Source organism: Paenibacillus sp. ATY16, assembly GCF_003399985.2.
Classification (GTDB): Bacteria; Bacillota; Bacilli; order Paenibacillales; family Paenibacillaceae; genus Pristimantibacillus; species Pristimantibacillus glycanilyticus.
This window is the reverse complement of sequence record NZ_NMOK02000003.1, coordinates 15,048-40,266: the sequence shown is the minus strand read 5'-3', so window position 1 is coordinate 40,266 and position 25,219 is coordinate 15,048. Positions and strand designations below refer to the sequence as shown.

General features: G+C 51.6%; 21 protein-coding genes and 3 tRNA genes. 16 read left to right on the top strand and 8 right to left on the bottom strand.

Annotation, left to right across the window (positions count from 1 at the left end; genetic code table 11):
- Positions 1-24: 24 nt before the first annotated feature.
- From CFI03_RS02900 to CFI03_RS02850, 11 genes are all read left to right on the top strand, one after another.
- Positions 25-903 carry a carbohydrate ABC transporter permease gene (locus tag CFI03_RS02900; RefSeq protein WP_248756433.1) on the top strand — a complete coding sequence of 293 codons (879 nt, stop codon included), beginning with the start codon at positions 25-27 and terminating at the stop codon, positions 901-903.
- Positions 903-1,721 (top strand): carbohydrate ABC transporter permease, encoded by an 819-nt coding sequence (locus CFI03_RS02895; protein ID WP_248756432.1) that lies wholly within the window; start codon positions 903-905, stop codon positions 1,719-1,721. The genes CFI03_RS02900 and CFI03_RS02895 overlap by 1 nt, the downstream gene beginning before the upstream one ends.
- Positions 1,722-1,866: 145 nt before the next feature.
- Complete coding sequence (locus tag CFI03_RS02890) at positions 1,867-4,935, top strand: discoidin domain-containing protein (protein ID WP_248756431.1); 3,069 nt, start codon at positions 1,867-1,869, stop codon at positions 4,933-4,935.
- Between the two features lie 159 nt (positions 4,936-5,094).
- A tRNA-Leu gene (locus CFI03_RS02885) sits at positions 5,095-5,181 on the top strand.
- Positions 5,182-5,184: 3 nt separating this feature from the next.
- Positions 5,185-5,259: transfer RNA gene (locus tag CFI03_RS02880), tRNA-Gly, on the top strand.
- Positions 5,260-5,336: transfer RNA gene (locus tag CFI03_RS02875), tRNA-Pro, on the top strand. It abuts the tRNA gene before it with no gap.
- Between the two features lie 178 nt (positions 5,337-5,514).
- Positions 5,515-7,311 carry a sensor histidine kinase gene (locus tag CFI03_RS02870; RefSeq protein WP_248756430.1) on the top strand — a complete coding sequence of 599 codons (1,797 nt, stop codon included), beginning with the start codon at positions 5,515-5,517 and terminating at the stop codon, positions 7,309-7,311.
- Positions 7,308-8,399 (top strand): response regulator transcription factor, encoded by a 1,092-nt coding sequence (locus CFI03_RS31270; protein ID WP_127498356.1) that lies wholly within the window; start codon positions 7,308-7,310, stop codon positions 8,397-8,399. The genes CFI03_RS02870 and CFI03_RS31270 overlap by 4 nt, the downstream gene beginning before the upstream one ends.
- A gap of 128 nt (positions 8,400-8,527) precedes the next feature.
- A complete protein-coding gene (locus tag CFI03_RS02860; RefSeq protein ID WP_127498354.1) occupies positions 8,528-10,264 on the top strand; it encodes an extracellular solute-binding protein in 1,737 nt (578 codons plus the stop codon).
- An 87-nt stretch (positions 10,265-10,351) separates the two neighbouring features.
- Positions 10,352-11,242, top strand: coding sequence for an ABC transporter permease (locus CFI03_RS02855; RefSeq protein WP_248756429.1), 891 nt, complete (start codon positions 10,352-10,354; stop codon positions 11,240-11,242).
- Between the two features lie 15 nt (positions 11,243-11,257).
- Positions 11,258-12,145: a carbohydrate ABC transporter permease gene (locus CFI03_RS02850; RefSeq protein ID WP_127498350.1), complete on the top strand. Its 888-nt coding sequence runs from the start codon at positions 11,258-11,260 to the stop codon at positions 12,143-12,145.
- 18 nt (positions 12,146-12,163) lie between these two features.
- Here CFI03_RS02850 and CFI03_RS02845 read toward each other — a convergent pair whose 3' ends face one another.
- From CFI03_RS02845 to CFI03_RS02830, 4 genes are all read right to left on the bottom strand, one after another.
- A complete protein-coding gene (locus tag CFI03_RS02845) occupies positions 12,164-12,688 on the bottom strand; it encodes a hypothetical protein (protein ID WP_248756428.1) in 525 nt (174 codons plus the stop codon).
- Positions 12,688-13,161 (bottom strand): hypothetical protein, encoded by a 474-nt coding sequence (locus CFI03_RS02840; protein WP_248756427.1) that lies wholly within the window; start codon positions 13,159-13,161, stop codon positions 12,688-12,690. The genes CFI03_RS02845 and CFI03_RS02840 overlap by 1 nt, the downstream gene beginning before the upstream one ends.
- A 147-nt stretch (positions 13,162-13,308) precedes the next feature.
- Positions 13,309-14,367 (bottom strand): permease, encoded by a 1,059-nt coding sequence (locus CFI03_RS02835; RefSeq protein ID WP_248756426.1) that lies wholly within the window; start codon positions 14,365-14,367, stop codon positions 13,309-13,311.
- Positions 14,368-14,523: 156 nt separating this feature from the next.
- On the bottom strand, positions 14,524-15,717 hold the full coding sequence (locus tag CFI03_RS02830) for an MFS transporter (protein WP_248756425.1): 1,194 nt from the start codon (positions 15,715-15,717) through the stop codon (positions 14,524-14,526).
- A gap of 196 nt (positions 15,718-15,913) precedes the next feature.
- Here CFI03_RS02830 and CFI03_RS02825 point away from each other — a divergent pair, with 196 nt between their 5' ends.
- Positions 15,914-16,501: a TetR/AcrR family transcriptional regulator gene (locus tag CFI03_RS02825; RefSeq protein WP_248756424.1), complete on the top strand. Its 588-nt coding sequence runs from the start codon at positions 15,914-15,916 to the stop codon at positions 16,499-16,501.
- A 67-nt stretch (positions 16,502-16,568) separates the two neighbouring features.
- Positions 16,569-16,805, top strand: coding sequence for a helix-turn-helix domain-containing protein (locus CFI03_RS02820; RefSeq protein WP_248756423.1), 237 nt, complete (start codon positions 16,569-16,571; stop codon positions 16,803-16,805).
- 59 nt (positions 16,806-16,864) lie between these two features.
- Here the strand turns inward: CFI03_RS02820 and aguB are convergent, their stop codons facing one another.
- From aguB to CFI03_RS02805, 3 genes are all read right to left on the bottom strand, one after another.
- Positions 16,865-17,743, bottom strand: a complete 879-nt coding sequence (gene aguB / locus CFI03_RS02815) for an N-carbamoylputrescine amidase (RefSeq protein WP_248756422.1) — start codon at positions 17,741-17,743, stop codon at positions 16,865-16,867.
- Positions 17,744-17,813: 70 nt separating this feature from the next.
- Positions 17,814-18,848 carry an agmatine deiminase family protein gene (locus tag CFI03_RS02810; protein WP_248756421.1) on the bottom strand — a complete coding sequence of 345 codons (1,035 nt, stop codon included), beginning with the start codon at positions 18,846-18,848 and terminating at the stop codon, positions 17,814-17,816.
- Positions 18,849-19,099: 251 nt separating this feature from the next.
- Positions 19,100-19,873, bottom strand: coding sequence for an HAD family hydrolase (locus CFI03_RS02805; protein ID WP_248756420.1), 774 nt, complete (start codon positions 19,871-19,873; stop codon positions 19,100-19,102).
- A 288-nt stretch (positions 19,874-20,161) separates the two neighbouring features.
- On the opposite strand from CFI03_RS02805, the gene CFI03_RS02800 reads away from it, so the two are divergent.
- The gene (locus CFI03_RS02800) at positions 20,162-20,362 is read left to right on the top strand and encodes a hypothetical protein (protein ID WP_248756419.1); all 201 of its coding nucleotides are present in this window, start codon (positions 20,162-20,164) and stop codon (positions 20,360-20,362) included.
- Between the two features lie 198 nt (positions 20,363-20,560).
- On the opposite strand, the gene CFI03_RS02795 is transcribed toward CFI03_RS02800, so the two are convergent.
- Positions 20,561-20,956 (bottom strand): VOC family protein, encoded by a 396-nt coding sequence (locus CFI03_RS02795; protein WP_127498329.1) that lies wholly within the window; start codon positions 20,954-20,956, stop codon positions 20,561-20,563.
- Between the two features lie 126 nt (positions 20,957-21,082).
- Between CFI03_RS02795 and CFI03_RS02790 the strand changes: the two genes are divergently transcribed.
- Both CFI03_RS02790 and CFI03_RS02785 read left to right on the top strand, forming a co-directional pair.
- Complete coding sequence (locus CFI03_RS02790; RefSeq protein WP_248756418.1) at positions 21,083-21,718, top strand: peptide-methionine (S)-S-oxide reductase MsrA; 636 nt, start codon at positions 21,083-21,085, stop codon at positions 21,716-21,718.
- A gap of 190 nt (positions 21,719-21,908) precedes the next feature.
- On the top strand, positions 21,909-25,160 hold the full coding sequence (locus CFI03_RS02785; RefSeq protein WP_248756417.1) for a carbohydrate-binding protein: 3,252 nt from the start codon (positions 21,909-21,911) through the stop codon (positions 25,158-25,160).
- The last annotated feature ends 59 nt before the right edge of the window (positions 25,161-25,219 follow it).

Genomic DNA, 25,219 nt, shown 5'->3' with positions numbered 1-25,219 from the left:
TCCTTTCGGAAAGGAGAGAAAGCGATGATAGGTTTGAAAAAAACGATTCGACGCGAGATGTGGTACGTTCTGTTCCTCGTTCCGGGCGTTCTGTTGTTTACGTTCGCCGTTATCTTGCCTTTTGTAACGGGAATACGTTATTCGTTCACGAACTGGGATGGCATCTCCCGCAAGTTGACTTATATTGGCTGGGACAATTACGTGAATGCGCTCCAAGACGCCGATCTGTGGACGGTTCTTGGCAACACGTTCAAATATGCGATCATTCTTACGCTGCTTGTCAATCTTGCTGCGCTTCTGTTCGCGCTGCTGCTCGACAGTTATTTGCCGCTGCGGAATTTGTTCCGCACGATTTTCTTTTTGCCAAGCGTTATATCGGTCATACTCGCCGGCTTCATCTGGAGCTATAACTACAGCCAAGGGTTTCCGAGGCTGCTCGCCCATCTCGGGATGGACGTAACCAGCCCGCTGGGCAATCCCGATCGCGCCCTGTACGGTCTGATCATTATCGCCGTCTGGCAGGGCATTGGCGCTCCGATGATTATCTACATTGCCGGCCTGCAGGGCATTCCGGCCGAGCTGTCGGAAAGCGCGCGCATCGACGGAGCAGGGCCGCTCCGCGTGTTCCGCAACGTTACGCTGCCGCTGCTTGCGCCGTCGGTGACGATCAACATGCTGCTCGTCCTGACCGGTTCGCTGAAGGTATTCGATCTCGTGCTTGTTACGACAAACGGCGGACCGGGCTTTGCTACCGAGGTGATCTCGACGTTTATTTATAAAAACGCGTTCTCCTCGTTTAAGGCAGGTTACGGCATGGCGTTATCGATGATCTTCTTTGTCATTCTGGTCATCGTAACGGTCGTGCAAGTGACGATATTCAGAAAGCGGGAGGTGGAGATGTAATGAGAAGCACGCGATTGCTTGTGTTTATTGCCGTTGCGGCGGTTGCCGCCGTGTTTCTGTTCCCGCTCTACGTCGCCGTGCTTATGGCGCTTAAATCGGCGAAGCAGACCTTTGATTCCTTTTACGCGCTGCCGCCGTCCCTGGATCTGGCCAACTTCGTTCATGCCTGGGATACGTCAAAGTACCCGACCGCGTTTCTGAACAGCGTAATCATCACCGTCCTTTCCGTGCTGCTTATACTGTTCATCTCCGCTTTGAGCGGTTACGCGATCGCGCGCGGCAACAAGCCGCTCTACAATTTCTTTTTCCTGTTGTTTCTTTCCGGCATGATGGTGCCTTTCCAGGTTACGATGCTGCCTCTCTACCAGCTAGGCAAATCGCTTGATATGCTGAACAATTATTGGGGAATCGTCGTGATCTACGGCGGATTCGGCGTCCAGTCCGGGGTTCTGTTCTTTACCGGCTTCGTGCGGGGGATTTCGCGGGAGATTGAAGAGGCAGCCCGCATTGACGGCTGCTCTACGCCGGGGATTTTCGTCCGTATCGTTATGCCGCTGCTGAAGCCCGTGACCGCGACGGTGCTTGTCCTTAACGCGCTCTATATATGGAACGACTTCTTGCTGCCGTTATTGTATCTGCAAAGCAAAGATTTCCGGACGATCCCGCTGCAGCAATACTTCTTCTTCGGGCAGTACAGCAGCGACTTGAACCTTGCGTTTGCCTATGCGGTGATGGGGCTTATCCCGATTATCGTCTTCTTCCTGTTCATGCAGCGTTTCATTATCAAAGGGATTGCGGCCGGGGCGATCAAAGGCTGAGGCGAATCGTAACCGAATACCGGCTAAGCAAAAAAGCGGACATCGATCACACAAATAATTGGATTATTTTGGTCGGTCTACTGTCGTACAATGGGTGGCGAGAGCAGGGTTGTCTGCTCATCACCACTCATTAGGAGGGAAAATAATGAGAAAGAATGGCATGAAGGTTGTACTGCTTCTCTCGCTGCTCCTGTCGGTATTGCTGCCTGTCGGCACCCGTACGACGTATGCGGCACCCGTGTCGATCTCTCAGACGGGCAATATTGTAACCGCTACCAACGGGACCATTACGGTTGCGTACGACCTGTCGACGGGCAAAGGCACGTTTAAGGAAGGCAGCACAACACTCATCAGCGATTTTTACTCGGACTATGCGATCAGCGGAAGCCCGACCAGGTATAAGTCGACCGATTCGGCGACCCGGACCGCAAGCTGGACGACAACCGGTACCGACGGTTATGGCACGAACGGCAAGCAGCTGACGATTACGAATGCGCTTGCGTCGGGATCCACGATAACGCTGCGCATCACCATGTACGAGAACCGTTCCTATATCCTCTCGGATATGACGGTCAGCAAAGGAACATCGCAGACGATCGACTTCCTTGAGCCAATCGCGGCCAATAATCTCGACATCGGCTCAGGTAGCGATAAGCGCATTTATACAACTCCTTATACGAACAACTACGATTTTGGCGTAGCGCCGGTCAACGATTTCGGCAACAGCCAGAACGGCGACGACCGTCCGTACGGTGCGGGTGAGACTTGGTCGGCGTTCAACGGCAAGAGCTACTGGGTGGCGGCCATGTTCGACAATACAAGCAAGAAAGGCGTTGTCGCCGGCGCGGCTACGACAAAGACGTGGAAAAGCATGCAATACCTGGCCCCGGCCAGCACGGCAAACGGTCCGCTTACCGGGTTTTCGGTCTACAACGCCGGCGGGAAAAAGAGCGGTACGTCCGTGGCGAGTGATAAGTTTTTCCTTGGTTATTTCACGGACTACCGTGACGGACTGGAGACGTTTGGCCAGGCTTACGCCGTTGGCGAGCCAAAGCTTAATTGGACCGGCGACGTGCCGATCGGCTTCAACACGTGGTACGCGTATTACACCTACGGCACGGCGGACGCGATGCTTCCGACAACGGATTACTTTTACTCCCATCTGAAGTCGCTTGGCTATAATTACATGAATCTCGATTGCTGCTATAAGGGTGTGCCTACCAAGACGCCGGTGCAGAATTTGAAGGACTTCGCGGATTACGTGCACAGCAAAGGGATGAAGGCCGGCACATACTCCGCTCCGTTCGCGATCTTTGATCCTCTGACGGACACGGTGCCAACAACTTCGTATACGTTCGGCGACATTGCGCTTAAGGATGCTTCCGGCAACCCGATCAAGTCGTACATCAATACGTATATCGTAGATGCGACGCATCCCGGCGGTCAGGCGTACTTGCGTTGGATCATGCAGACGCAGCATATCGACCCGGGCTTTGATTACGTGAAGCTCGATTTCATCGACCTCGGCATGTATGAAGGCAGCTTCTACGATTCCACGAAGAACGGGATGGAAGCCTACCGGATCGGCATGCAGGTCATGCGCGATACCTTGCTCGCGGCGCCGCAGGACATCTACATCAACGAATCGATTGCACCGCTGCTGCCATCGGGTTACGCGCATGGGCGCAGGACGGGCGTCGATACGACAATCGGACTGGAGTCATATCCGGGCATCGAGCGTCAAGCGCTTAACACGGCGGCTTCCTGGTGGACGAACGGTACGTTGTATTCGTACAATGACCCCGACATGCTGTTCCCGGAAAGCGTGATTGACGGCTTTAATAAAGTCACGCTGAACGAAGGAACGCTGCTGTCCACGGCCATTATAATGGGAGGCGGTCATCTCCTTATAGGCGACAACGTACCGTTCATATCGGAGGATCGGATGAAGACGCTGTTCAACTCCGATCTGCTGAATCTGGTGAAGGCCGGCAAGGCGGCCCGGCCGGTGTCGATGACGAACTTCTATCATAAGCTCGAACATCCTCCGACTGCGGTCTACTTAACGGCGGCGAATGGCGACAAATACGTTGGACTGTCCAACTGGGATATGAACAATTCGCAGTCCGCATCCGTAGCGTTCAGCGATCTCGGCCTTAGCTCAAGCACGACCTATACGCTGACCGAGCTGTACAGCAAGACAAAGCTTGGCACTTATTCCGGCAGCTACAGCCGGACGCTGAAGCCCGGCGAGTCGATTATAGTGCGCGTATCCGCGCAATCCAGCACTTGGCCGACGGCTGCAACGAATCTTGCCTCCGGCAAGGCTGCGACCGCATCGTCAACCTGGTCCGCCCAAGCCGGCTACGAGGCATCCAAGGTGACGGACGGCAGCCAAGCGACGAGGTGGAGCGGGGAGAACGGCACGGCCAACAACCAGTGGATCGAGGTTGACTTTGGTTCCAGCACAAGCGTTAACCGGGTTGTCGTGAACGAGTACGCTTACGGCAGCCAGAATTTCCAGATCGATACGTACGTCCTGCAATATTGGAACGGTTCCGGCTACGTGAACCTGACGAAGGGCTTTACGATTGGCGACCGGCGTATATTCGACTTCCCGACCGTCAACACGTCCAAAATCCGGCTGTATATCAACAAGGCCAGGTTTATCCCGTCTATTAATGAAATCGAAGCTTATAATGTAAGCGGCAATACGGGCTTCGTCATAGATCAAGACAATAGCAATGTTTCGTACTCCACGTACTCGGACATTCGCGCGGGTATTCAAAGGATGCAGACGTTTACGCTAACCCAATCAAGCCTGCCGAGGCTGGATGTCTATCTGTACGAAAGCTACGTAAACAAGGTACCGGAAGATAACTATTATCTGGATATCGTACAGCTCGATGCCAACAACAATCCGGTGCAAAAGCTGTTCAGCGCTTCGCTTAATCCGAACAATATTCCGGGAGCGGCGACGCCTTACGCGGTATATCCGCGCCTGACGGGACTGGACACCACGAAGAAGTACGGACTAATCTTACGCTCTCCGCAGACGCTTGACGACAACTCGACAAACAACAAGTATGGGTTCGCTTACAGCGACAGTAATCCGTATGCCGGCGGGCTCGAGCGGTTATCGACGAACGGGGGCGCTACTTGGACAACCGAAAACGGCGGCAATCGCGATTTGATCTTTACGATCTACAAGTAACAACGGCCATATAGCCGTATAAAACGGTGCTCCGCTGACAGCCATTCGGCTGTCGCGGAGGCCTTTATTGCCGCTTAAGAGAGCCGCGAAGCCTATAAAAATAACTGTTGCATAACCGGGAATGATGGGATATAATCTTCATTACGCGTTACGAAAAATGCGGTCATGGCGGAATTGGCAGACGCGCTAGATTCAGGTTCTAGTGTCAGCAATGACGTGGAGGTTCGAGTCCTCTTGACCGCACCATACGCGGAAGTGGCTCAGCGGTAGAGCATCGCCTTGCCAAGGCGAGGGTCGCGGGTTCGATTCCCGTCTTCCGCTCCACGGGATGTAGCTCAGCTTGGTAGAGCACCTGGTTTGGGACCAGGGGGTCGCATGTTCAAATCGTGTCATCCCGACCATTTAAAGCATATTGCGGGCAGCAAGCCCGCTGCATATAGGAAAGCCCTTTATCTATTCGGATAAAGGGCTTTTTTGTTGGATACGATTCCCTATTGCGGCTTTCCTCCGCATCAGGCAGGATAAACTCATAAAGCATCGAATATTGTCTTGTCCCATACTTGTTGTGAGGTGATGGAGTTGCAAGGCAAACGCTTGTTTAAGTCACCCGGAACGGCTCATGTTAGGAAAACGGGCATCCTGTCCATGCTGCGCAACCGGTTTTTGTTCTCCTCTCTCCGCAAGCGCATTATGGTGTTACTGACCATCGGCTTTGTAGGCTGCGCCATTCTAATGGCTTCCGTCTCCTACAATGCGATCTATACGATGCAGCACGATAAAATCAAAACCTCTATGGCATTTGATCTGTATCAGCAAACGACAAAGCAGAACCAAATGTACAATAACCTGCTCCAGGTTACCCAGCAGATGACGCCGGAAGGCACGGTAGGCCATCTGATGGAGACGTATGTGTACACCGCGGACATTTATAGTCAGCGTCTTCTCTCCCGCGATATTTCCTATAACATTGGCTTAATAACCTTCTCGAACCCGGCTATGCAGCTGGTCATGTACTACAATGAAGCAAGCGGGCAAGCAGCCTATTCGAATCTGCCGGTGCGCGCGGACTTTAAGCTTGAATCATTGCCGGATGTTGCCGGTATGGGAGAGCTGAGATACCAGTCCCCGCATAAATCCTTATGCCGGTTCAGCGATGATCTCGTGGTGTCCGTCACTCGGGAAGTTACCTTTTCGGACGGCACCAAGCTTGTTGTCTACGTGGAAGCCAAGACCGATATTCCGACGGATATGAGCTCGGTTACCGAAAGTTTGAACATGCCATACACGCTTGTATTCACGAACTCCGCAGGCAACGTAACCTACAGCAGCAACGGGAACGCGTTTGAAGCGGGCCAGCATCTTGAGCTGAAGGGCCAATCGGGAATGACGGACGATTATGTCTGGAACCGGATGACCGGCGATTACGGCTATGACATAACGATGCTTCTCCCCGTCTCTTACTACAACCATGAGCTTTATACGTGGAAAAATCATATGTATTGGATTCTCGCCATCGCCCTTCTAATGATGTTTATGCTTACGCTTGTGCTGCGGCGGCTTATTAACCGGCCGTTCCGGTTGATCGAGAAGGAGATGCGGACATTTGGCAAAGGGTACATGGGCACCACGCAGTACCATACGGGTATCGACGAGTTCGACCGGATTTTCGACCAGTTCAACATTATGAAACGGCAGATTCAGCAGCTCATCATGGACGTGGAGCAGAAGGAAAAGCGCCGGCATCAGCTGGAGATCGAAAAGCTCGCCTACCAGATCAACCCGCACTTCTTGATGAATACGCTGAACTCGGTCCGCTGGCTTGCCGTTATGCATAAGCAGGAAGAAATCGAGAAGTTTATCTCCTCGCTTATTATTCTGCTGAACTACAATCTGGGCAAATCCGAGGAAAAAGCGACCTTCCGATCAGAAATTCAGGTCATGAGAACCTATCTCGAGCTGCAGCAGATGCGGCATGATTTTGAAGTGAAGCTGGATATTGCCGAAGGGACTTATCTGGACAGCCCGGTCGCAAGATTCATTCTGCAGCCCATCGTGGAGAACGCGGTCTGCCACGGCCTAGACGACAACGGTATGCTGGAAATCAGCGTTGTGCCGGACGAGGCGGCGCAGATGGTGCGCATTACGATCCGCGACGATGGCAAGGGGCTCAGCCAGGAGACGTTGGCCCTGCTGCAGCGCGACACGCCGGACCAGCAGCAGACGGGCTGGGGGATTGGACTCCGGTACGTCCGCTCCATGCTGGAATCCTCTTACGGCCATAAAGCCCGCATGGGTATAGATAGCATGCCCAATCAGGGTACGACGGTTACGTTAACCCTTCCTTTTCTCGAACAACGAAAGGAGAGAGCCATGTGATTCGTGTATTAATCGTTGACGATGACAAGCTTGCGCGCAAAGGCTTTATTTCCATTATGCCTTGGTCCAATCATGGCATGGTTGTCGTTGGAGAGGCGGCAAACGGCGCCAAGGCGCTGGAGTTCATGGAGCAGCATGAGGTGGATCTTATGTTTGTCGACCTATCCATGCCCGTCATGTCGGGAATGGAGCTGCTTCAGGTGACGCGCCAGCGATTCCCGGGTCTTCGTTCCGTCATTCTGTCGTTTCATGAGGAATTCGAAAATGTGCAGACCGCTTACCGCATGGGAGTGCTCGATTATATATCCAAGGTGCGTCTGGAATCGGAGGATGACGAGCAGATTCTGAAAAGAATTCAGCAGCAGATGACGGGCGTGACGGCGCAGGAAGCGTCCGGTCAGCCTTCAGCTGCATCGCAGCCCGCGTCTTCACCTGCCGCTGAGCAAACCAGCCGTACGCAGGAGGAGGAGGGCTGGAGCGGGCTGGAGCAGGAATGGCGCGCTAACTACTGGCTTTATAATGAATCGGTCTTTCAGCGGCTCTGCAAGCAGACCGCGCAAGCCAAGGTGTCCTTCCGTCGCCTGGAAGGGCTGTTTATGCGCGTGTTATCTCAGCTCGAGACCGACCTTGGGCTTCCTGCCGAACTAGGCGCCGATGCGGCCGATGTCCGCTCGGCGGTCGAATGGATGCGCGATTTCAGGAAACGCGTATATGCGCAGGTGGCGGCAACCACCGATTTTACCAATACGACAACAAGCATTTTGAAGGCGGTTCTGTTCATACGCGAGCAGGCTTCCGGTACGCTGCATGCCGAGGACGTTGCCGATCACGTGCACATGAGCCGAAGTTATTTCAGTCAATGCTTCAAGAAGCTGTCGGGCTCGACGTTTAACGATTATTTGAAGCAGGAGCGGATCCGGTCCGCTGAGCGCCTGCTGTGCGAGACGAATCAATCCATCGCGTGGGTTGCGCATGCCGTAGGCTATAACGACTCTAAATATTTTTCCCAGCTTTTTTATGAGCAGACCCGTCTCTTGCCGTCCGAGTTCCGCGCGCAGTTCGTAGGGGGGAAGATTGATTACAATTAATCGAACAAATATCTACCCCCGTTTCTTGATTGAACACAAAACAGGGCACATCCGTCCGACTTTTTTTAAGCGCTTTCATTGTACAATGGGTAAGCAAGGAACGAACGAAGAGTTCTAGGAGGGGTTAGATGAAAAGGAATATGGCACTAATGCTTTCTGCTGCATTGCTAGGTGTAAGCCTGACAGCATGTTCTTCTTCCAATGATTCATCAAACAACAATGTGAAAGCGTCTTCAAGCCCTGAAGCAAGTTCTAATGCAACAAGCTCCGAGAGTCCCGCATTGTCCGGGGATGACCTCGCCTTCTCCAAATTCCCTAAGCCCGTTGACGTTCACATCGGCATGGTGGTGGACCCGACGGACAAAACGCTGCCGGAAGGCGACAGCGTAAGCAACAACCAATATACGCGTTACTTGAAAGAAAAGTACAACATTAACGTCATTGTGGATTGGACGGCTGCTACAGGCAACGACTTCAAGCAGAAGGTCAGCCTGACGATTGCATCGGGCAAGCTGCCTGACGGCATGGTGGTCGACGACCGCTCCTTCATGACGAAAGCCGCAAGCTCCGGGCTGCTCTATGATATTGGCGATCTATTTGATCAATATGCCTCCAAACAGGTGAAAGATATTATGGCAAGTACCGAAGGCCGCGCCTTGGAGAACGCCAGCTACAAAGGCAAGATGGTCTCGCTTCCAAACATTACGGTGGATACCGACGGCGTTCACGTCATGTGGATCCGCAAGGACTGGCTGGATAAGCTCAGCCTGCCGGTACCGAAGACGCTGGCGGAGCTCGAGACGACGGCAAAAGCGTTTATGGATAACAAGCTGGGCGGGGACAAAACCATTGGTATTGCCGGCCCATCCAAAAACTCGTTCCCGTATTCCACATTCCTCGTCTCTTCCAACAATATGGCTGGATTTGACCCGATCTTCGGCGCGATGGATGCTTATCCGGGCTACTGGCTCGACAATGGCGACGGTACGGTATCGTACGGCACAACATCCGAAAATACGAAGAAAACATTGGCTTTGCTGGCCGATTGGTATAAAAAAGGTCTTATCGACCCTGAGGTGGGTACCCGCGATAACACGGGTGATCCGATCAACGCCAACCAGACGGGTATTTTCTTCGGACCATGGTGGGCCGGCGGTTACGGCAACGGGGACTCTTTCAAGAACGACCCGACGGCCAACTGGCAGGCTTATCCGGTCTACTCCGATGACGGCAAATGGAATACGCATATGAAAACAACGGGCAGCACGTACACCGTGATCAGCAAAAATGCCAAGCCGGACGTGGTTAAAGCCATTCTGATCATGAACAACGCTCTTGTGCGTGATGAAGCAACCTTCGACCTGTCCGTTGCGGTGGGCTGGTATCCGCTCCGTAACGTAATGGCTGCTGCGAACGAAACGGAATACGAGTATACCGAGCTGATGAAAGTTCTGAAAGGCGAGACGGAACCTGAATCTTACAACGTACCGAACAGCTTGTACAAACTGATGTATGCCGATGCGAAAAAAGTAAGAGACGTCGTTAAACCGCCGTATGACGAACTAGGCGTGACTAATTACAGCACGGCTAACTTCGGCGACTTCCAACGGCTCTATTCTCTCTTGATCGGTGACCGTCCGTTTGCAACAACTCCAATCGACAAGAAGGTCTACAGCGTGACTTACAACCAGACGCCAACGATGGAAACCAAATGGGCGAACCTGAAGAAGATGGAGGATGAGACGGTTCTGAAGATCATCCTTGGGCAAGCGTCGCTCGACTCCTTCGATAAGTTCGTGAAGGACTGGAAAGCGCAAGGCGGAGATGAGATTACGGCGGAAGTTGCAGAGCTCTTGAAGAAATAAGGATAAGCAAAGCTTGCGGAAGGCACCTTGCGTTTCGGTGCTTTTCGCAAGCTTTCTCATCCATTAGAGTGACAGGAGGTTAGCCGCATGAGGAAATTAGGCCATCAGAAGCACTATTATTTGATGCTGCTGCCGGGTATGGTCTGGCTTGTCATGTTCAGTATTGTGCCTATGTTCGGGATTCTGATGGCATTTCAGAATTATAATCCGGGAAGCGGGCTGTTCAAATCCGAGTGGGTTGGACTTGAGAACTTCAAGTATATGTTTCAGCTGAATGACAGTAAAACCGTAATCAGGAACACCTTAATTATTGCCGTAGGCAAAATCGTGCTTAATCTGATCGTCCCGCTTGTCTTTGCTATATTGCTGAACGAGCTTCGCAACCTGCGATACAAGAAGCTGGTGCAGACGGTTGTTTATCTGCCGCACTTTCTGTCATGGGTTATCATGTCCACCATTGTTATCGGAATCTTCGGCTATTATGGCGTTGTAAATACAGTCTTCGGTTATTTCGGAGCGGATCCCAAGCTGTTTATGGCGGATGCGGGAATCTTCCGGCAGCTGATCGTAGGCACGGACGTCTGGAAGGAATTCGGCTATAACGCGATTATCTACCTGGCGGCGCTGACAGGCGTCAATCCTAATCTGTACGAAGCGGCCGCTATCGACGGGGCCAATCGTTGGCAGTTAATCCGGCATGTCACGCTTCCGGCACTAATCACTACGGTCGTCCTGTTAGGCGTCTTAAGTCTTGGCAACGTGCTTAACGCCGGCTTTGATCAGGTCTATAACTTGTATAACCCGCTTGTGTATTCGACGGGAGATATTTTGGATACTTGGGTCTACAGGCTAGGCTTGCAAAATCTTCAATTCTCGCTGGCGACGGCGGCTGGATTATTCAAGTCGGTCATTAGCTTTGTGCTGATTTATATCTCTTATCGTCTGGCCTATCGTTATGCCGATTACACGATATTCTAAGAGGAGGGCGCTGCTGTGGTCAGGAATACAACATTAGGTTCACGGGCGTTTGATATTGCGAATATCATCCTCCTCGGGCTGCTCGTTATAAGCTGCGTTTATCCGCTGTGGTACACCTTCTGTGTATCCATCTCCGAGAAATCCGCCGCTAACGCGGGTCTGGTAACGATTTACCCAATCGGCTTCTCTTTGACGCCGTATAAGGAAATTATTAACGACAGCATGTTCTTTAACGCTTTCTGGATTTCGATCCAGCGTACCGTGCTTGGCACAAGCTTCGCCTTGCTAATGACGGTATTAATGGCTTATCCGCTGGCACGACCGAAGAAGGATTTCAAAACGCGCAATATATTCATGTGGATCCTGGTTTTCTGCATGTTGTTCAGCGGCGGCTTGATTCCATGGTATCTTACCATTCAGAATTATCACCTGATCGATTCGATCTGGGCGTTGGTGCTGGGCGGCGGGGTACCGGTATTCGACGTGATCCTGATCATGAACTTCTTCCGCAATCTGCCGAAGGAGCTGAATGAAGCGGCGGTTGTCGACGGAGCGGGTCCGTGGTCGGTTCTGTTCCGGGTCTATGTCCCATGCTCGATCCCCGTGCTGGCCGCGGTAGCGTTGTTCATCAGCGTCTACCACTGGAACGAGTTCTTCAACGGGCTTGTGCTGAGCAATACCCAGTCCAGTTATCCGCTTCAGACCTATATCCAGCAGCTTGTCGTCAATATTCCGGTGGGCACCAACCTGACGCCGGAGCAGTACAAGAAGCTCTCGGAGCTGTCCAATCGGACGCTCAACTCGGCAAAGGTATTTATCGCCATGGTGCCGATGCTGGTCGTTTATCCATTCCTGCAAAAATACTTCGTATCCGGCATTATGCTTGGCGCCGTGAAGGAGTAACACAAAAGAACCACATCCTTAATCAGGATGTGGTTCTTTAATTTTTTGCCAGCGGTGACTGGAAAAAGCGGCCCGGTACGCCCCTAGCTGAATACTGAGCACGACCAGGTAGATGGGGATGGAGTAGAGGATGTAGTATCCGTGTTTGTAGTGGAATACGCCACACTTGACTCCAACCCATTCGAACAGGAGAGCGATAACCGCCCATGCAAGGATATATCCGACGGTTACGATTCCGGATATTCGGAAACGCTCAAACCCATAGATGTACATGTATCCGTACGGGGCGTACATCAGATACGAGATTAAATCGAAAAACTCATAGCTTGATTTGTCGCCAACATCGTACAAATCGAATGGAGGTATTGCGATCGTATGGTCAAACATAAGCCCTGACGTGACGCTGATAAGCATATTAAAAATGGTCTGCAGGGGAGACAGCGTTCGCGGCAGCAACCGATAGAAGGTGAAGCCAACTGTCATCAGAGTGATAACATATAACTCATTGCTATTGAATTGCTGGTCATAAACGATTGACTCCATTATCGAATCCATCCTTCTCTTGATGCCATCCACTGAAAGAGCTTTCCGAATAGCAAGGTATATAGCATGACCAGGAGAATCATCAGGGACTCATTGAGGTAGTTCCATTCTTTATAAATAAGAACCTGATTCCGATGCAGTTCCATACCAAGCAGCAGTTGTATGCCAAACGCGTAGACGGCTATACCGGTCCGTACGCTAGTTTTTGACGATAAGAGAAAAACATTAGCGAAAGCAATCAGGATAAAAGTTATGGTGAAGTCATTATGCAGAATCAAAGCGATAAAATGCGGGATATTCGGTTTGATTTGGAATAGCTTAAGGTTGTGGCTGCTAATGGTCAGCTTGTTCGTAAGAACGACTTCAATGGCCAAAAATAAAAGGAGGTTGACCGCAAGCGGCAGCTTAAGGCGCAGATTCATCAGTACTTGAATACAAAACCATGCGTATAAAATAAAAATAACGATGACCACCGGGGACCCTCCTTTCGTATCCAATCCAGCCTGAGGGTAGATTTCCCTTTGTATGTTAAAGATATCCTTAGTTCTGATTAATACAGGCAATAAATAAACCACATCCATAAGGGTGTGGTTTATTTATTGCAGCCAGATAGGATGCTTTTATAGGAGAAGTACTCCTGCAACGCCGCTTAAAGTCCCCAGAACGACAACCGATACGACTACAAATAGCAGCACCCTATAAGGGAACGACTTCCTAATCATAAGAATCGAAGGAAGGCTGATCGAGGGAAGCGTCAGCAGCAGCGCCGCAGCGGGTCCGGTGCCTAATCCGAAGGATAGCATCGTCTGAATGATCGGAATTTCGGCCGCCGTAGGAATAACGAACAGCATGCCGGCTATGGCGAACAACAGAATAAGCAAAATATTGTTGGATGCGGTCTCGCCTATGGTTGGGAACAGCCATGCCCGGCAGGCGCCGAGCAACAGCACCGCAAGGATATAAGCGGGAACAACGTGAAGCAGCATGCTGCCGATCGCTTTCAGCCATCTAACGAGAAGCGGGGCGGACTGCTCCTCCTGTTCCTTTTTCTCCGGGGCGGACGCAACCTGTTCAGGGAGGTTATCGCTTGAAGCGAACCGGTTAGCGAAATAGCTGACGCCAAACGTGAGCAGCAGTCCGAACACTAGTCGGATCACCGTGAACTTCCACGACAGGACGAAGGTCATAAAGACAAGCGTTGCCGGATTAATGGTCGGATTGCCCAGCCAGAAGGCTAGGGTTGCTCCGACGGAGGCGTTCTTTTTCCTCAGGCCAATCGCTATGGGAGCTGCGCAGCAAGTACACATCATGCCCGGAATGGAAGCCGCGCCGCCAACCAGCGTGCTGCCGAAGGACGTTTTGCCGAGCGCTTTAAGCAGCCAGCGGGAAGGAATAAGCACTTGAAGCAGCGAGCCTAGCAAAATGCCCAGGATAGCCGCCTTCCATACCGAATTGTAGTAGGCTTTCGCATAGTCCCAAGCCGATTGCCAAGAGGGATCGGGAGCAGCCTGATTCTTACCCGAGATAATCGACGAGCCAATGGTATGCTCGGTTGCCGCGTTTATGGCTTTGAGATAATAGGGCCACCATTTGACATAGGTAAGCCCGGCGATTGCGATGATGAGGAAAATCGCAGCCGATATAAGTATTTTCTTATTTATGGGTTCCGTTCGTTCCATATGCCCCTCCGGTAGTTATCGATTAAAAATAGCCGGTTATCATTATAACACAATTGAGGAAATGGATTATTTTTCAAGGAAATGGACGAAAAGTCTCGAATTATCCGTATTCGGCAAAGCAGTCAGGCTTCAAGTGAAAGCCTGACTGCTTAAGTGTTACTTCCGCTCCGTAGCGAAGTACAGCAGGGCAAGGGTCGGAAATGCGATTCCGAGCCATAACGCCGCACTCCATCCGCCCGCTGCGTAAGCCCATCCTCCTGCAGCTGATCCGATAGCACCGCCAAAGAAGAAGATCGCCATAAACAACCCGTTAAGCCTGCTGCGGATATCTGCTCCAAGGGAGAAGATCGAGCGTTGGCTGAGTACGAGATTAGCCGATACTCCAGCGTCGAGCAGAATAGCGGCGATAACGAGAACAACAACGCCGACTGGCGAGCTGGTTTGAATCAGAAGAGGCAGAAGCACCGAGACGATAACGGTTATAAGGGCAATTGCGGTAGCGGGTCTGGTCCAGCCGCGGTCTGCCAGACGGCCGGCGAGCGGCGCCGCGACTGCGCCTGCAACTCCAACGAGCGCATAAAGGGCAATAGCCGTTTGCGAGAAATGGAACTTAGGGCCGGCCAGGAGCTGCGGCACGGTGGTCCAGAACAAGCTGAACGCCGCAAACAGCGTTGCGTGATACAGGGCGCGGCGGCGCAAAATCGGGGTGGTCCGCAGCAGCCTCCACATGGAACCAAGCAGCGCCGTATAGTTCGTGGCTGCCGTTGGTTTTCTCACCGGCAGCACCTTGGCCAGTACAATGGCCAGAATAACAATCGCTGCGGCGGAAATCGCAAAGATGGCATGCCAGCCGAGGAAATCAGCTACTAGGCTGGATAATGGCCTTGCGAGCATAATGCCGAGCAGAAGACCGCTCATCACATTTCCAACGACGCGTCCGCGCGAGGCATCGGATGCAAGGTAGGAGGCGAAGGGTACGAGTACTTGTGCGGCAACCGAACCTAATCCAACAACAAGGGTAGCGGTTAAGAAAAGAAACGGTTGTTTTGCCAGCGCTGCAGTGATCAGCGCAGCAGCGGTAAGGAGCAAGGCGGTAACAACAAGCTTGCGGTTTTCCACAATATCGCCCAAAGGTACGATAAACAAGAGTCCCGCAACGTACCCGATCTGGGTCAGCGTTACAATCAGGCCGGCGCTGCCGGCAGACAGACCGAGGGAGGAGCTGATTAATCCGACCAGGGGCTGCGCATAGTACAGATTGGCAGCAATCATGCCGCATGCGGTTGCGAGCAGTATCGTTAACCATGCGGGAATATTTTTCTCAATGGCTTGCCCGTTTGAAGCTTCCATAACTATCACTCCGTTCTCTGGGGTTTCACTTCCGAGCGAATCAATTACTATACGTAACGTTCACTAATTAATGATTAAATCATATACTGAACGTATCGTTTTGTAAATAGGCTATATTCTTTTTCTTCGACTCTTTTTTTAGTATACTGAACGTATCGTTTTTGTTTTCCGGTTTATGTACAAACAGAAGAAAGGGATGGTTCAGGTGGAAGCTAAAAGAGGGCGGCCGCGTAATATGGAAACGCAAAAGGCGATCCTTACCGCTTCTTATGATCTATTATTGGAAAGCGGCTTTGAAACGGTCACCGTAGAGAAAATCGCTGAGCGAGCGAAAGTAAGCAAAGCTACGATTTATAAATGGTGGCCTAACAAGGCGGCCGTAGTCATGGACGGGTTCCTGTTTGCTGCCGCAGCCAGACTCCCCGTACCTGACACGGGCGTCGCATTTGATGATATCGTTATCCATGCTTCGAATTTGGTACGTTTTCTAACAAGCCCTGAGGGGAGGATAATAAAGGATTTAATTGGCGGAGGTCAGTTTGATGCAGGATTGTCGGAAGCCATTCGTACCCGGTATATTGAGCCCCGCCGACAAGAGGCGGGAAGCCTGTTCGAGAGGGGAGTTCAACGCGGGGAATTAAATAAAGATCAGGATATCGCCCTAGGCATCGATTTAATTTACGGGCCGATCTTTTATCGTTTGCTGATGACGGGCGGCACGTTGGACGATAATTATGTGAAGCAGTTGGTGACAAATGCTTTTGAAGGAATCCGTTCGAACTGAGGTCTTTGTCCGAAGACATGTTATAATGAAGTATCCGATCGATTAGGAATGAGAGAGGAAACGACATATGAATGGATTTGAAGACTGGAACCAGAAATTAAAAAGAGATTTTAACGCAACGAGCAACGTTGTTGTATTTACTGTCACTGAAGCAGGCAAGTTACTGGGTCTCTCCAAAGACCAAATGAAAGTATTCGTGGATAAAAACCAGTTAACCAAAGTTCCTATCATGAGAAATGTTCATAGATACCTGTTGTTGAAGAGCGAGATCGATCAAATATTAGCGAATCGGGCTGTTGAATAGCAGCAGAAGGACCCTCAGGCTAACTTAGTTTAGCCCGATGGTCCTTCTGTTATTACGGTTTATTTAATCCGGATTTCTCCGTCATACGAAGCGATTACGCCATACAGATCCGGACGGCGGTCGCGGAAGATGCCCCATTCGATGCGCTGCGATTCCAGCTGGTCAAGATCGAATTCGGCAACAAGCACGCCATGCTCGTCACGGCCTGCTTCGGCAATCAGATTGCCCTGAGGGCCGGCGATAAACGACGAACCATAGAAGTTGATCGACGAGTCTTCGTCAACTTCTTCGCCAATGCGGTTGGAAGCGATAACCGGCATCAGGTTGCACGCGGCATGACCTCTCATGCACATTTGCCAATGATCCTTCGAGTCGATGCTTCCGTCTTGCGGCTCCGAGCCGATAGCCGTCGGGTAGAACAGCAGCTCTGCGCCCATAAGAGCCATGCTGCGCGCCGCTTCCGGATACCATTGATCCCAGCATACGCCAACGCCGATCTTCGCATATTTCGTTTTCCATACTTTAAAGCCCGTATCTCCCGGATTGAAGTAGAACTTCTCTTCATAACCCGGACCGTCGGGAATATGGCTTTTGCGGTATTTGCCCAGCACCTCGCCATCTGCGTCAATAACGGCAAGGGAGTTGTAGCGTGCCCAGTTCTTCTTCTCGTAGAAGCTGATCGGAAGCACGACGCCAAGCTCCTTGGCGATGCCGCGGAAGTGGTTAACCGCTTTGTTTTCCTCCAGCTCGGTTGCATAAACATAGTAGTCCGCTTTTTCCTTCTGGCAGAAGTAAGGCGTTTCGAACAGTTCCTGAAGCAGGATAATTTGCGCGCCTTGTGCCGCCGCTTCGCGCACCAGCGCCTCCGCTTTGCGGATGTTCTCTTCTATATTCGATGTGCAGCTCATCTGTGTGGCTGCTACTTTGACCGTTCTCATGGATTTTCATGCCTCCTAAAAAAGTTTTGCGAAGAAAAACCTGCTTCGTAAGCTTTAGTAATAGCGTATATTAAGCCCGGCGAGCAGGCATCTGTTGCGTTGTGCAGTGTACGTTGCCGCCTTCGCGGATAACCGCCATGCCGTCGATCGGACGAATGCGGCGATCGGGGAATGCCGCCTGCAGGGTTTCGATAGCTTTGCGGTCGGCTTCCTCAGCCGCGCCGCCGAACACCGGCAGAATAATGCCGCCGTTAACAAAATAGAAGTTCAGGTAGCTCAGCGTCAAGCGAGTGTCCTCGTATTCCGCATAAGGCGGCTGCTCGATCTCGATAATCTCGAGCTTGCGGCCTTTGGCATCCACCGCTTCGCTCAAGATGCGGCGGTTCTCTTCCGTAATCGCGTAGTTCTCGTCGGAAGGATCGTTGCACACCTGCAGAATAACTTTGCCCGGCGCCGCGAAGCAAGCGATGTTATCGACATGGCCGTCGGTCTCGTCGCCGCTTAGGCCGCGCTTCAGCCATACGATCGTGTCCACGTTAACGAACTCTTTGACGTAACCTTCGATTTGCTCGCGGCTGAGCTCCGGATTGCGGTTCGTATTAAGCAGGCATTCCTCGGTGGTCAGAAGCGTGCCTTCGCCATCCGTATGGATGGATCCGCCTTCCATGACGAGAGGAGCATCGAATTGCTTCACGTCAACATGCTTCAAAATTTGCGGTGCAACGGCATCGTCCAGATCCCATGGCGAATATTTGCCGCCCCAAGCGTTGAACTTCCAGTTCACGCCCGCCAGCTCGCCTTCTTGATTCACGACAAACGTTGGGCCGTTGTCGCGCAGCCAGGCGTCGTTATGCTCGATTGGCAGACATTCCACGGCATCGTTGCCTGCGAACAGGGCGCTGACCTTCTCCAGGTCTGCCGGGTTCACAACAACCGTGATTGGTTCGAATTCCGCGATTGCCGTAACAAGCTCGGCGTAACCCGCGCTTACCTGCTCGTAATGCTCCGGATAGACCATCGAAGCTTGTACGGGCCAGGAGATGAAGGTACGCTCATGCGCCGTCCATTCGGCCGGCATTGTATAGTTCAATTGTTTAGGATTCATATTAGTTAATATTCCTCTCTTATCGCAATGGAAATGTGTCTTTAGCGGGATTAAGCTCGCTTAAACCCTTCTTATCATATAACAAAAAGGTTGACAGCTCAATTACGGGGTTTATCCAGTTTTTTAGCGGGATTTACCGTTTTGCCGCCGGATAAAACTTTGCGGGGTATTGAACTTCAATATCTGAATCAGCTGATCGTTAAAGAAGACCCCCGAGCCAACGGCTCAAGGGTCTTCTTGTTGTTCCCGGGCTATTCTTGGCGGGTTGCCTGCCAAGCTAATTGGTCCTGCTCATCAATCAGCTCGCCAACGGATGGCAGGATCAGACCGGCGTAAGGAGCAAGCTCCTCCCGCTGGCTTGTGCCGGATAGAACGCCAATGGCAAGTCCGGCCTCCGAGTTTTGGGCGAACCTCATATCGGTTAACGTATCGCCAACAATGGCGACTTCGCTTGGCTGCAGTCCGGTTAGCCCGCAAAATTCGTTCATCATGACGGGACTTGGTTTTTTCTCGTAACGGTCCGAGGTGCCAATGAAATCAAAGTAGTGCGCAATTCCGTATTTGTTCAGGAAGAAGAGGGTTGATTCATAATCGTCGGCCGTAGCGATTCCAAGCTTCAATCCTTTATCTCTTAGCCGCGGCAGCACGTTCTCCAAATCTGCCGTAGGCAGCAGTTGGTCGCGATGGGCTTGGGTGAGCCGGTAAATCTCTTCCGTCATCCATTCATGCAGTCCGGCCGTTTGTTCCGGCCCATAACCATATTCGGAAAGCACTTTTAAGTATGCCCCTGCAATATCCGCGGTTGTCCCCCCAGCCAGATAACCTTTCGAATCTACCTTCCCGTCCGGGAAGAGTCCAATGGATTCGAGCAGCGTTTCTTTTAAACCGGAAGCTGTCTCATTCGCATCCATACTGGATAACAAGTGATCCGTAAATTCCTCCGCGATCGGCACCCAGAACGAATGAAACTGAATCAAGGTGCCGTCTTTATCAAACAGAATTCCTTTAACCGGAAAACCGGACATCGTCATCCCTCATTTTGTTTTGTTGTTGTTACATGTCGTTCTAATTCTATAACTCCAATGTTAATGGGGTGCTAAGTATTTGTATATTGAATGAAATACAGAGTAAGCCAAAGTATTCTGACTAAAAACCACATAAAACAACATTATTTTTAAGCGGTATATCCATAACTATAAGCGTAGAGGGGACATTTGTACATGATACGGCGGCACGGTTAAGCTCGAAACCGAGATTGAACCGGCCTATAGCGAACGGGTAATCATTCATGGGAAGAGAAGCGGGCGATTGGAGTGCTTGCGGCCAGACTAGTCGAAGACAATGACGTGCTGATTATCGAAGAGGGCAGTACGGCCATGCAGATCATCCTCCATCTGACGGACAAGCGGAACTTTACGTTTCTTGTGTGCTCCATTCCAACGCTGACGCTGCTTCTGGAATTTCAGAGGAACGGTCGGATCAACTGGAGAACATATTTATCAGGGGAGAAGTGAATCCGAAGCATCTGAGGGTGTCGGGGCCAATGCGAGAATCGCCGATCTGCCCGACGTGGATTACGTCGTTTCCAATAGCGAGCCTCCTACGGGATGGAATGAAGTTTTTCGGGATAAGGGTGTAACCTGGCTCTCTTAAGTTACTTTTATGCTTAAAAGCCCAACCTTGCGAGGTTGGGCTTTTTGCGAGACGTTAGCTTATTTCGCATTCTCATCCGGCTGATGAATACCAATGACATTGCCTTCGGTATCGATATAATAGCCTTGCCAAGCCATGCCCGGCAGCGCGTATTTGGGCAGGGCTACCTGGCCGCCGAGACTTAGGATTTTCGCTTCCGTCGCATCGTAATCTTCCACGCCCATCGTGCATGCAAAGCCGCTTACCGGTTGCCCCGGCTGCGGGGGAGGACCCATGCGCTTCATCAGCGCGCCGTTAATGCCCATCGCATTGGCATCGCCCGTAGTAGCTCCGAAATAGGGCACTCCTGCGTATTCGCTCCAATCCTCGAACGTCCAGCCGAATACCTCGCCGTAAAACTTTTTTGCGCGCTCCATGTCATCGACATGAACTTCAAAATGAACGACTCTTCCCATGATAACCCTCCCGATTTTGGACTTCCTACTTTTTTCTTCAATAGCGTTGCCGTTCCTGCTTGAGATAAACCGTTTACGGAAATTATAATGTATCGATACAATTCCTTGGGCAATGGAGGGGACAAGATGAACGAGAATAGGGCTGAGAAAACGATAACGCTTGGCATGGGCTGCTACTGGAGCCCGGAAGCTTTGTTCGGCGCGGTTCCCGGCGTGATCAGGACACGCGTGGGTTTTGCCGGAGGGACAACGGCAGAGCCTTCTTACCGCAGCATGGGCGATCATACCGAGACGGTTGAGCTGCAGTTCGACGCTGCCCTTGTTTCCTATGACGAGTTGCTGGAGCTTTTCTGGAACAACCATAATCCATATAACATCAACGGTTATAAGGACAGGCAATATCAGTCCCTGCTGCTCTATCGGGATGATGAACAGGCGGAGGCTTTCCGGCGGATAAAGAGCCGTATGGAGGAAACGAAGGGCATTTTGAGTACGGAGCTGTCGCCTTTTAACGCTTTTTATCCGGCAGAATCCAGACATCAGAAATATTATTTAAAGAGGTTCCCGGATGCAGTGGAGAAGCTGATGTCGCTGTACTTATCAGAGGAGGAGCTGGAGAGATCAACCTTGGCTGCGAGGCTGAACGGAGTGGCGAAGGGATTTCTCAATCTGGAGCGTCTGCAAAATGAGATGAAGGGATGGCCGGCAGCCGAAGACGAGCTGAAAAAGATACTCTCCTTGATTCGACAAATTCGGTGGTAAGTAGTTCTTCTTGCATAAATGTTATATCATGTTATATTATTAGTAAGTAGTCTAAAGGATTTAATTAAATATGATATATTGACATAATACTAACCTGACTTTATATTATTAGGTGACTGAAGCCGATCGTATACCCGCATGCGAATCGGCTTTTCTTTTGCCAATTCATATTTTTTCAGGAGGGATGTTTGTGACCGGTAAGACAAGAAGAAGGTCAAAGCTTATCGTATTGCCTATTGCTCTTGCACTCTCTGTTAGTCCCTTGATTCCAAACGGAACACCCCGTGCCCATGCTTTTGAGGCAGCGGATGCGAAGACCGCGATTGAAGCCTACAATAACGCGTTCTGGGATGCGAGTGCGAAGTACTTCTGGAAAACCTCCAAGCATGACGGGTATCAGGACTTTTGGGTGGAGGCCGAGCTGTGGGAGCTGGTGATGGATGCTTATCAGGAGGCAACGGATCCGGAGCTGAAGGCGAAGCTGCGCACCCAGATTGACGACGTGTTCGACGGGGCGATAGCGAAGTATGGCCAGGATTGGACCAATAACACGTTTAACGACGACATTATGTGGTGGGCGATGGCAAGCACACGAGCCTATCAGATTACGAATGACGTGAAGTATCTCGAGAGAGCGGAATATTATTTTAACTATGTGTACGATACGCAGTGGGATGACGGGTTTGCGGGCGGCGGCATTTGGTGGAAGAGCGATGACCGCACGACGAAAAACGCCTGCATTAACTTCCCCGCCGCGGAAGCCGCGGTATTCCTGTATAACGCGACTGGCAATGCTCACTATCTGGATGCCGCTTCAAAGATCTACCGTTGGGGCAAAACGATGCTAACGGACGGCAACGGCAAAGTATTCGACCGGATTGAAACGCAAAACGGCCCGATACCGGATGCGACCCACTATAATCAGGGCACGTTTATCGGCGCAGCCGTAGGTCTCTATCAGATTACGGGAGACAAGGTTTATTTGGACGATGCGCTCAAGGGGGCAACCTTTACAAAGGAGAGACTGGTCGATGCCAACGGTCTGCTGCGTTACGAAGGACCTAACGGGGATCTGAAGGGCGGCAAAACCATTCTCATGCGCAACCTCGGCTATCTGCAGAAGGTTGTTAATGCCAGCAGCGAGAGCAAGTACAAAACCTTCGCGGAGAGCTATAACGAGTGGCTGGCGTTTAATACGGATATGGCATGGAGCAACCGCAATGCGGCCAATCTGGTCGACAGCAACTGGGCTGGCCAGCAGCTGTCCGGTACCTTTGAGTCGTGGAGCTCGGCGGCGGCCGTGCAAGCGCTGACCTCTCTGGAGCCGCAGGATGCGGAACACCTGGAGTATGCCGTTAAAAATCCGTATAACAAGATCGAAGCGGAAAGCTTTAATATCGTAAACGGCCCGGGCATGGAGGGCAGCATTGAAGGCTCGCAGCAACTAGGCGGTATTCAGGACGGCTACTATGCGGCTTATAAAAACGTGGATTTTGGCTCGGGACAAGGTGCAAGCGGTTTCATTGCGCGGGCATCAAGCGGCACGGGAGGCGGTCAGATCGAGGTTAGGCTGGATGCTTTGGACGGTCCGAAGGTAGGGACCTTGAACGTCGAGGGCACCGGTGGCTGGAATAACTTTATTGACGCCGTTACGCTGCTGAAAGATGACCAGGGGAATACGAGCAACGTAACCGGCAAACACGATGTGTATCTGGTATTCAAAAAGACGAATGACTCGTATCTGTTTAACCTGAACTGGTTCAAATTTACGAAGACCGATCCAACTCGGACGGATGCTTACGCGAAGCTGCAAGCAGAGAACTTTGCGGGCAGCGATGGACTCAGCGTGAATTCCTCCGGACAATTTGCGGACGGCATTCACGATAATGCGTATGCGTCTTATAAGGATATTGATTTTGGCTCAGGAGCTGCCGGCGTTACGCTGCATCTCGCGAGCGGCAATAAAGGCGGGTCCATTGAAGTGAAGCTGGACAGCCTTGACGGTCCGACGGCCGGCGTGATCGAGGTTCCCGCCATGGGCAGCTGGAATAATTGGTTGGACGTAACCTCCATCATGGATGATTCGCTGGCTGTTGGCGTTCATGATGTGTATCTCATTTTCCATGGGGCGGATGGGAGCGACTATCCTTGCAATCTCGACTGGTTCACCTTCTCGCAGATCAAAGGCAAGGCAAGGGATGCCTACGGCAAGCTGGAGGCTGAGAATTTCACGAACAGCGTAAATGTGGGCACGGAGAACGGCGGCAACCAGACTTATCTGGCTGGCGTATACGGCCCGAATAACCCGTATGCGATGTACAATTACGTTGATTTTGGCGATGCTGGTCCAACACAGTTCCATGTTCAGGCGGCAAGCGCAACAAGCGGCGGAACGATTGAGGCTAGAATTGACGGCATTAACGGACCCGTCATTGCAACGGCTAAGGTAAGCGGCACGGGCGGATGGCAGACGTTCCAGGTCTTTGACGGTTCGATTACGGCAACGGCTCCGGTTACGGGCAAGCATCTAGTCTACCTGTTGTTCAAGGGGAATGACTGGCTGTACAACTTCGATAAGTTCACCTTTGGCGATGTATCCGTCTTTACCGCGCCAACCGTGCCGACAGACCCGGTCGATGACGGGGTTCCGCCGGGAGAGGTCGAGAATGTCCAGTTCACGCGTGATAATAGCAAGCTGACCGTGCATTGGGACGGACCTTATGCGCTGGACGGAGATGTCGTGCGGCTTAAGCTGCTTCAGAGTGGCCAGCAAGTTGGTGAAGTTACCGAGGTGAAGCGAGGCGTTCAGTCGGCTGTGCTGAGCGGAATCGAAGCGGACCAAAGCTATACACTGGTAATCAGTGCCGCAGATAAGACCGGAAACGTGTCGGCTGGTATTAGAGTGGAAATCCCGGCAGTGCCCGTCTATACTTTGACGGCTAACGGATCGAAGCTTGCGGATGGCGCCGTGCTTGAGGATGATGGATACTTAAGCTTCCAGGCCGGAGACGGCAAGACGGCGATCCGGTCGGCCAGCCTTGCTTTTGACGGTAAAACGTATGACGGAAGTAAGCTTAGCATTGAGCTCGCCGGTCATTTGGGAGCGCAAACCGTTGTTATAGCCGTAGAGGATGCGGCAGGAAACAAGCTGCAGAAGACGATTCACATTCAGGTGAAGACAAGTACCGGTAGCATGAGCAAGCTGGTTGACCGGTACATGGCCTCGGGCGAGGTCGGCAAGTCGTTGGCTGCCCAGCTTTCGGCGAGCCTGAAGCAGGCGCAGCATCATCTGGACAAAGGACATCGCGATCAGGCGATCAAGCAGATGCAGGACTTCATCAAGCAGCTGGATAAGGCGAATAAGAAAAACGTTACGGATCAGGCCAAAGCCGTATTAAGTACCGACGCGGAAGCGCTGATCGAAAGCTGGAAGAAGAAATAGATCTAATACCTAAATCGAATCGATAAAGAAGGAGGAGGAGAAAGCTCTCTTCCTTCTTT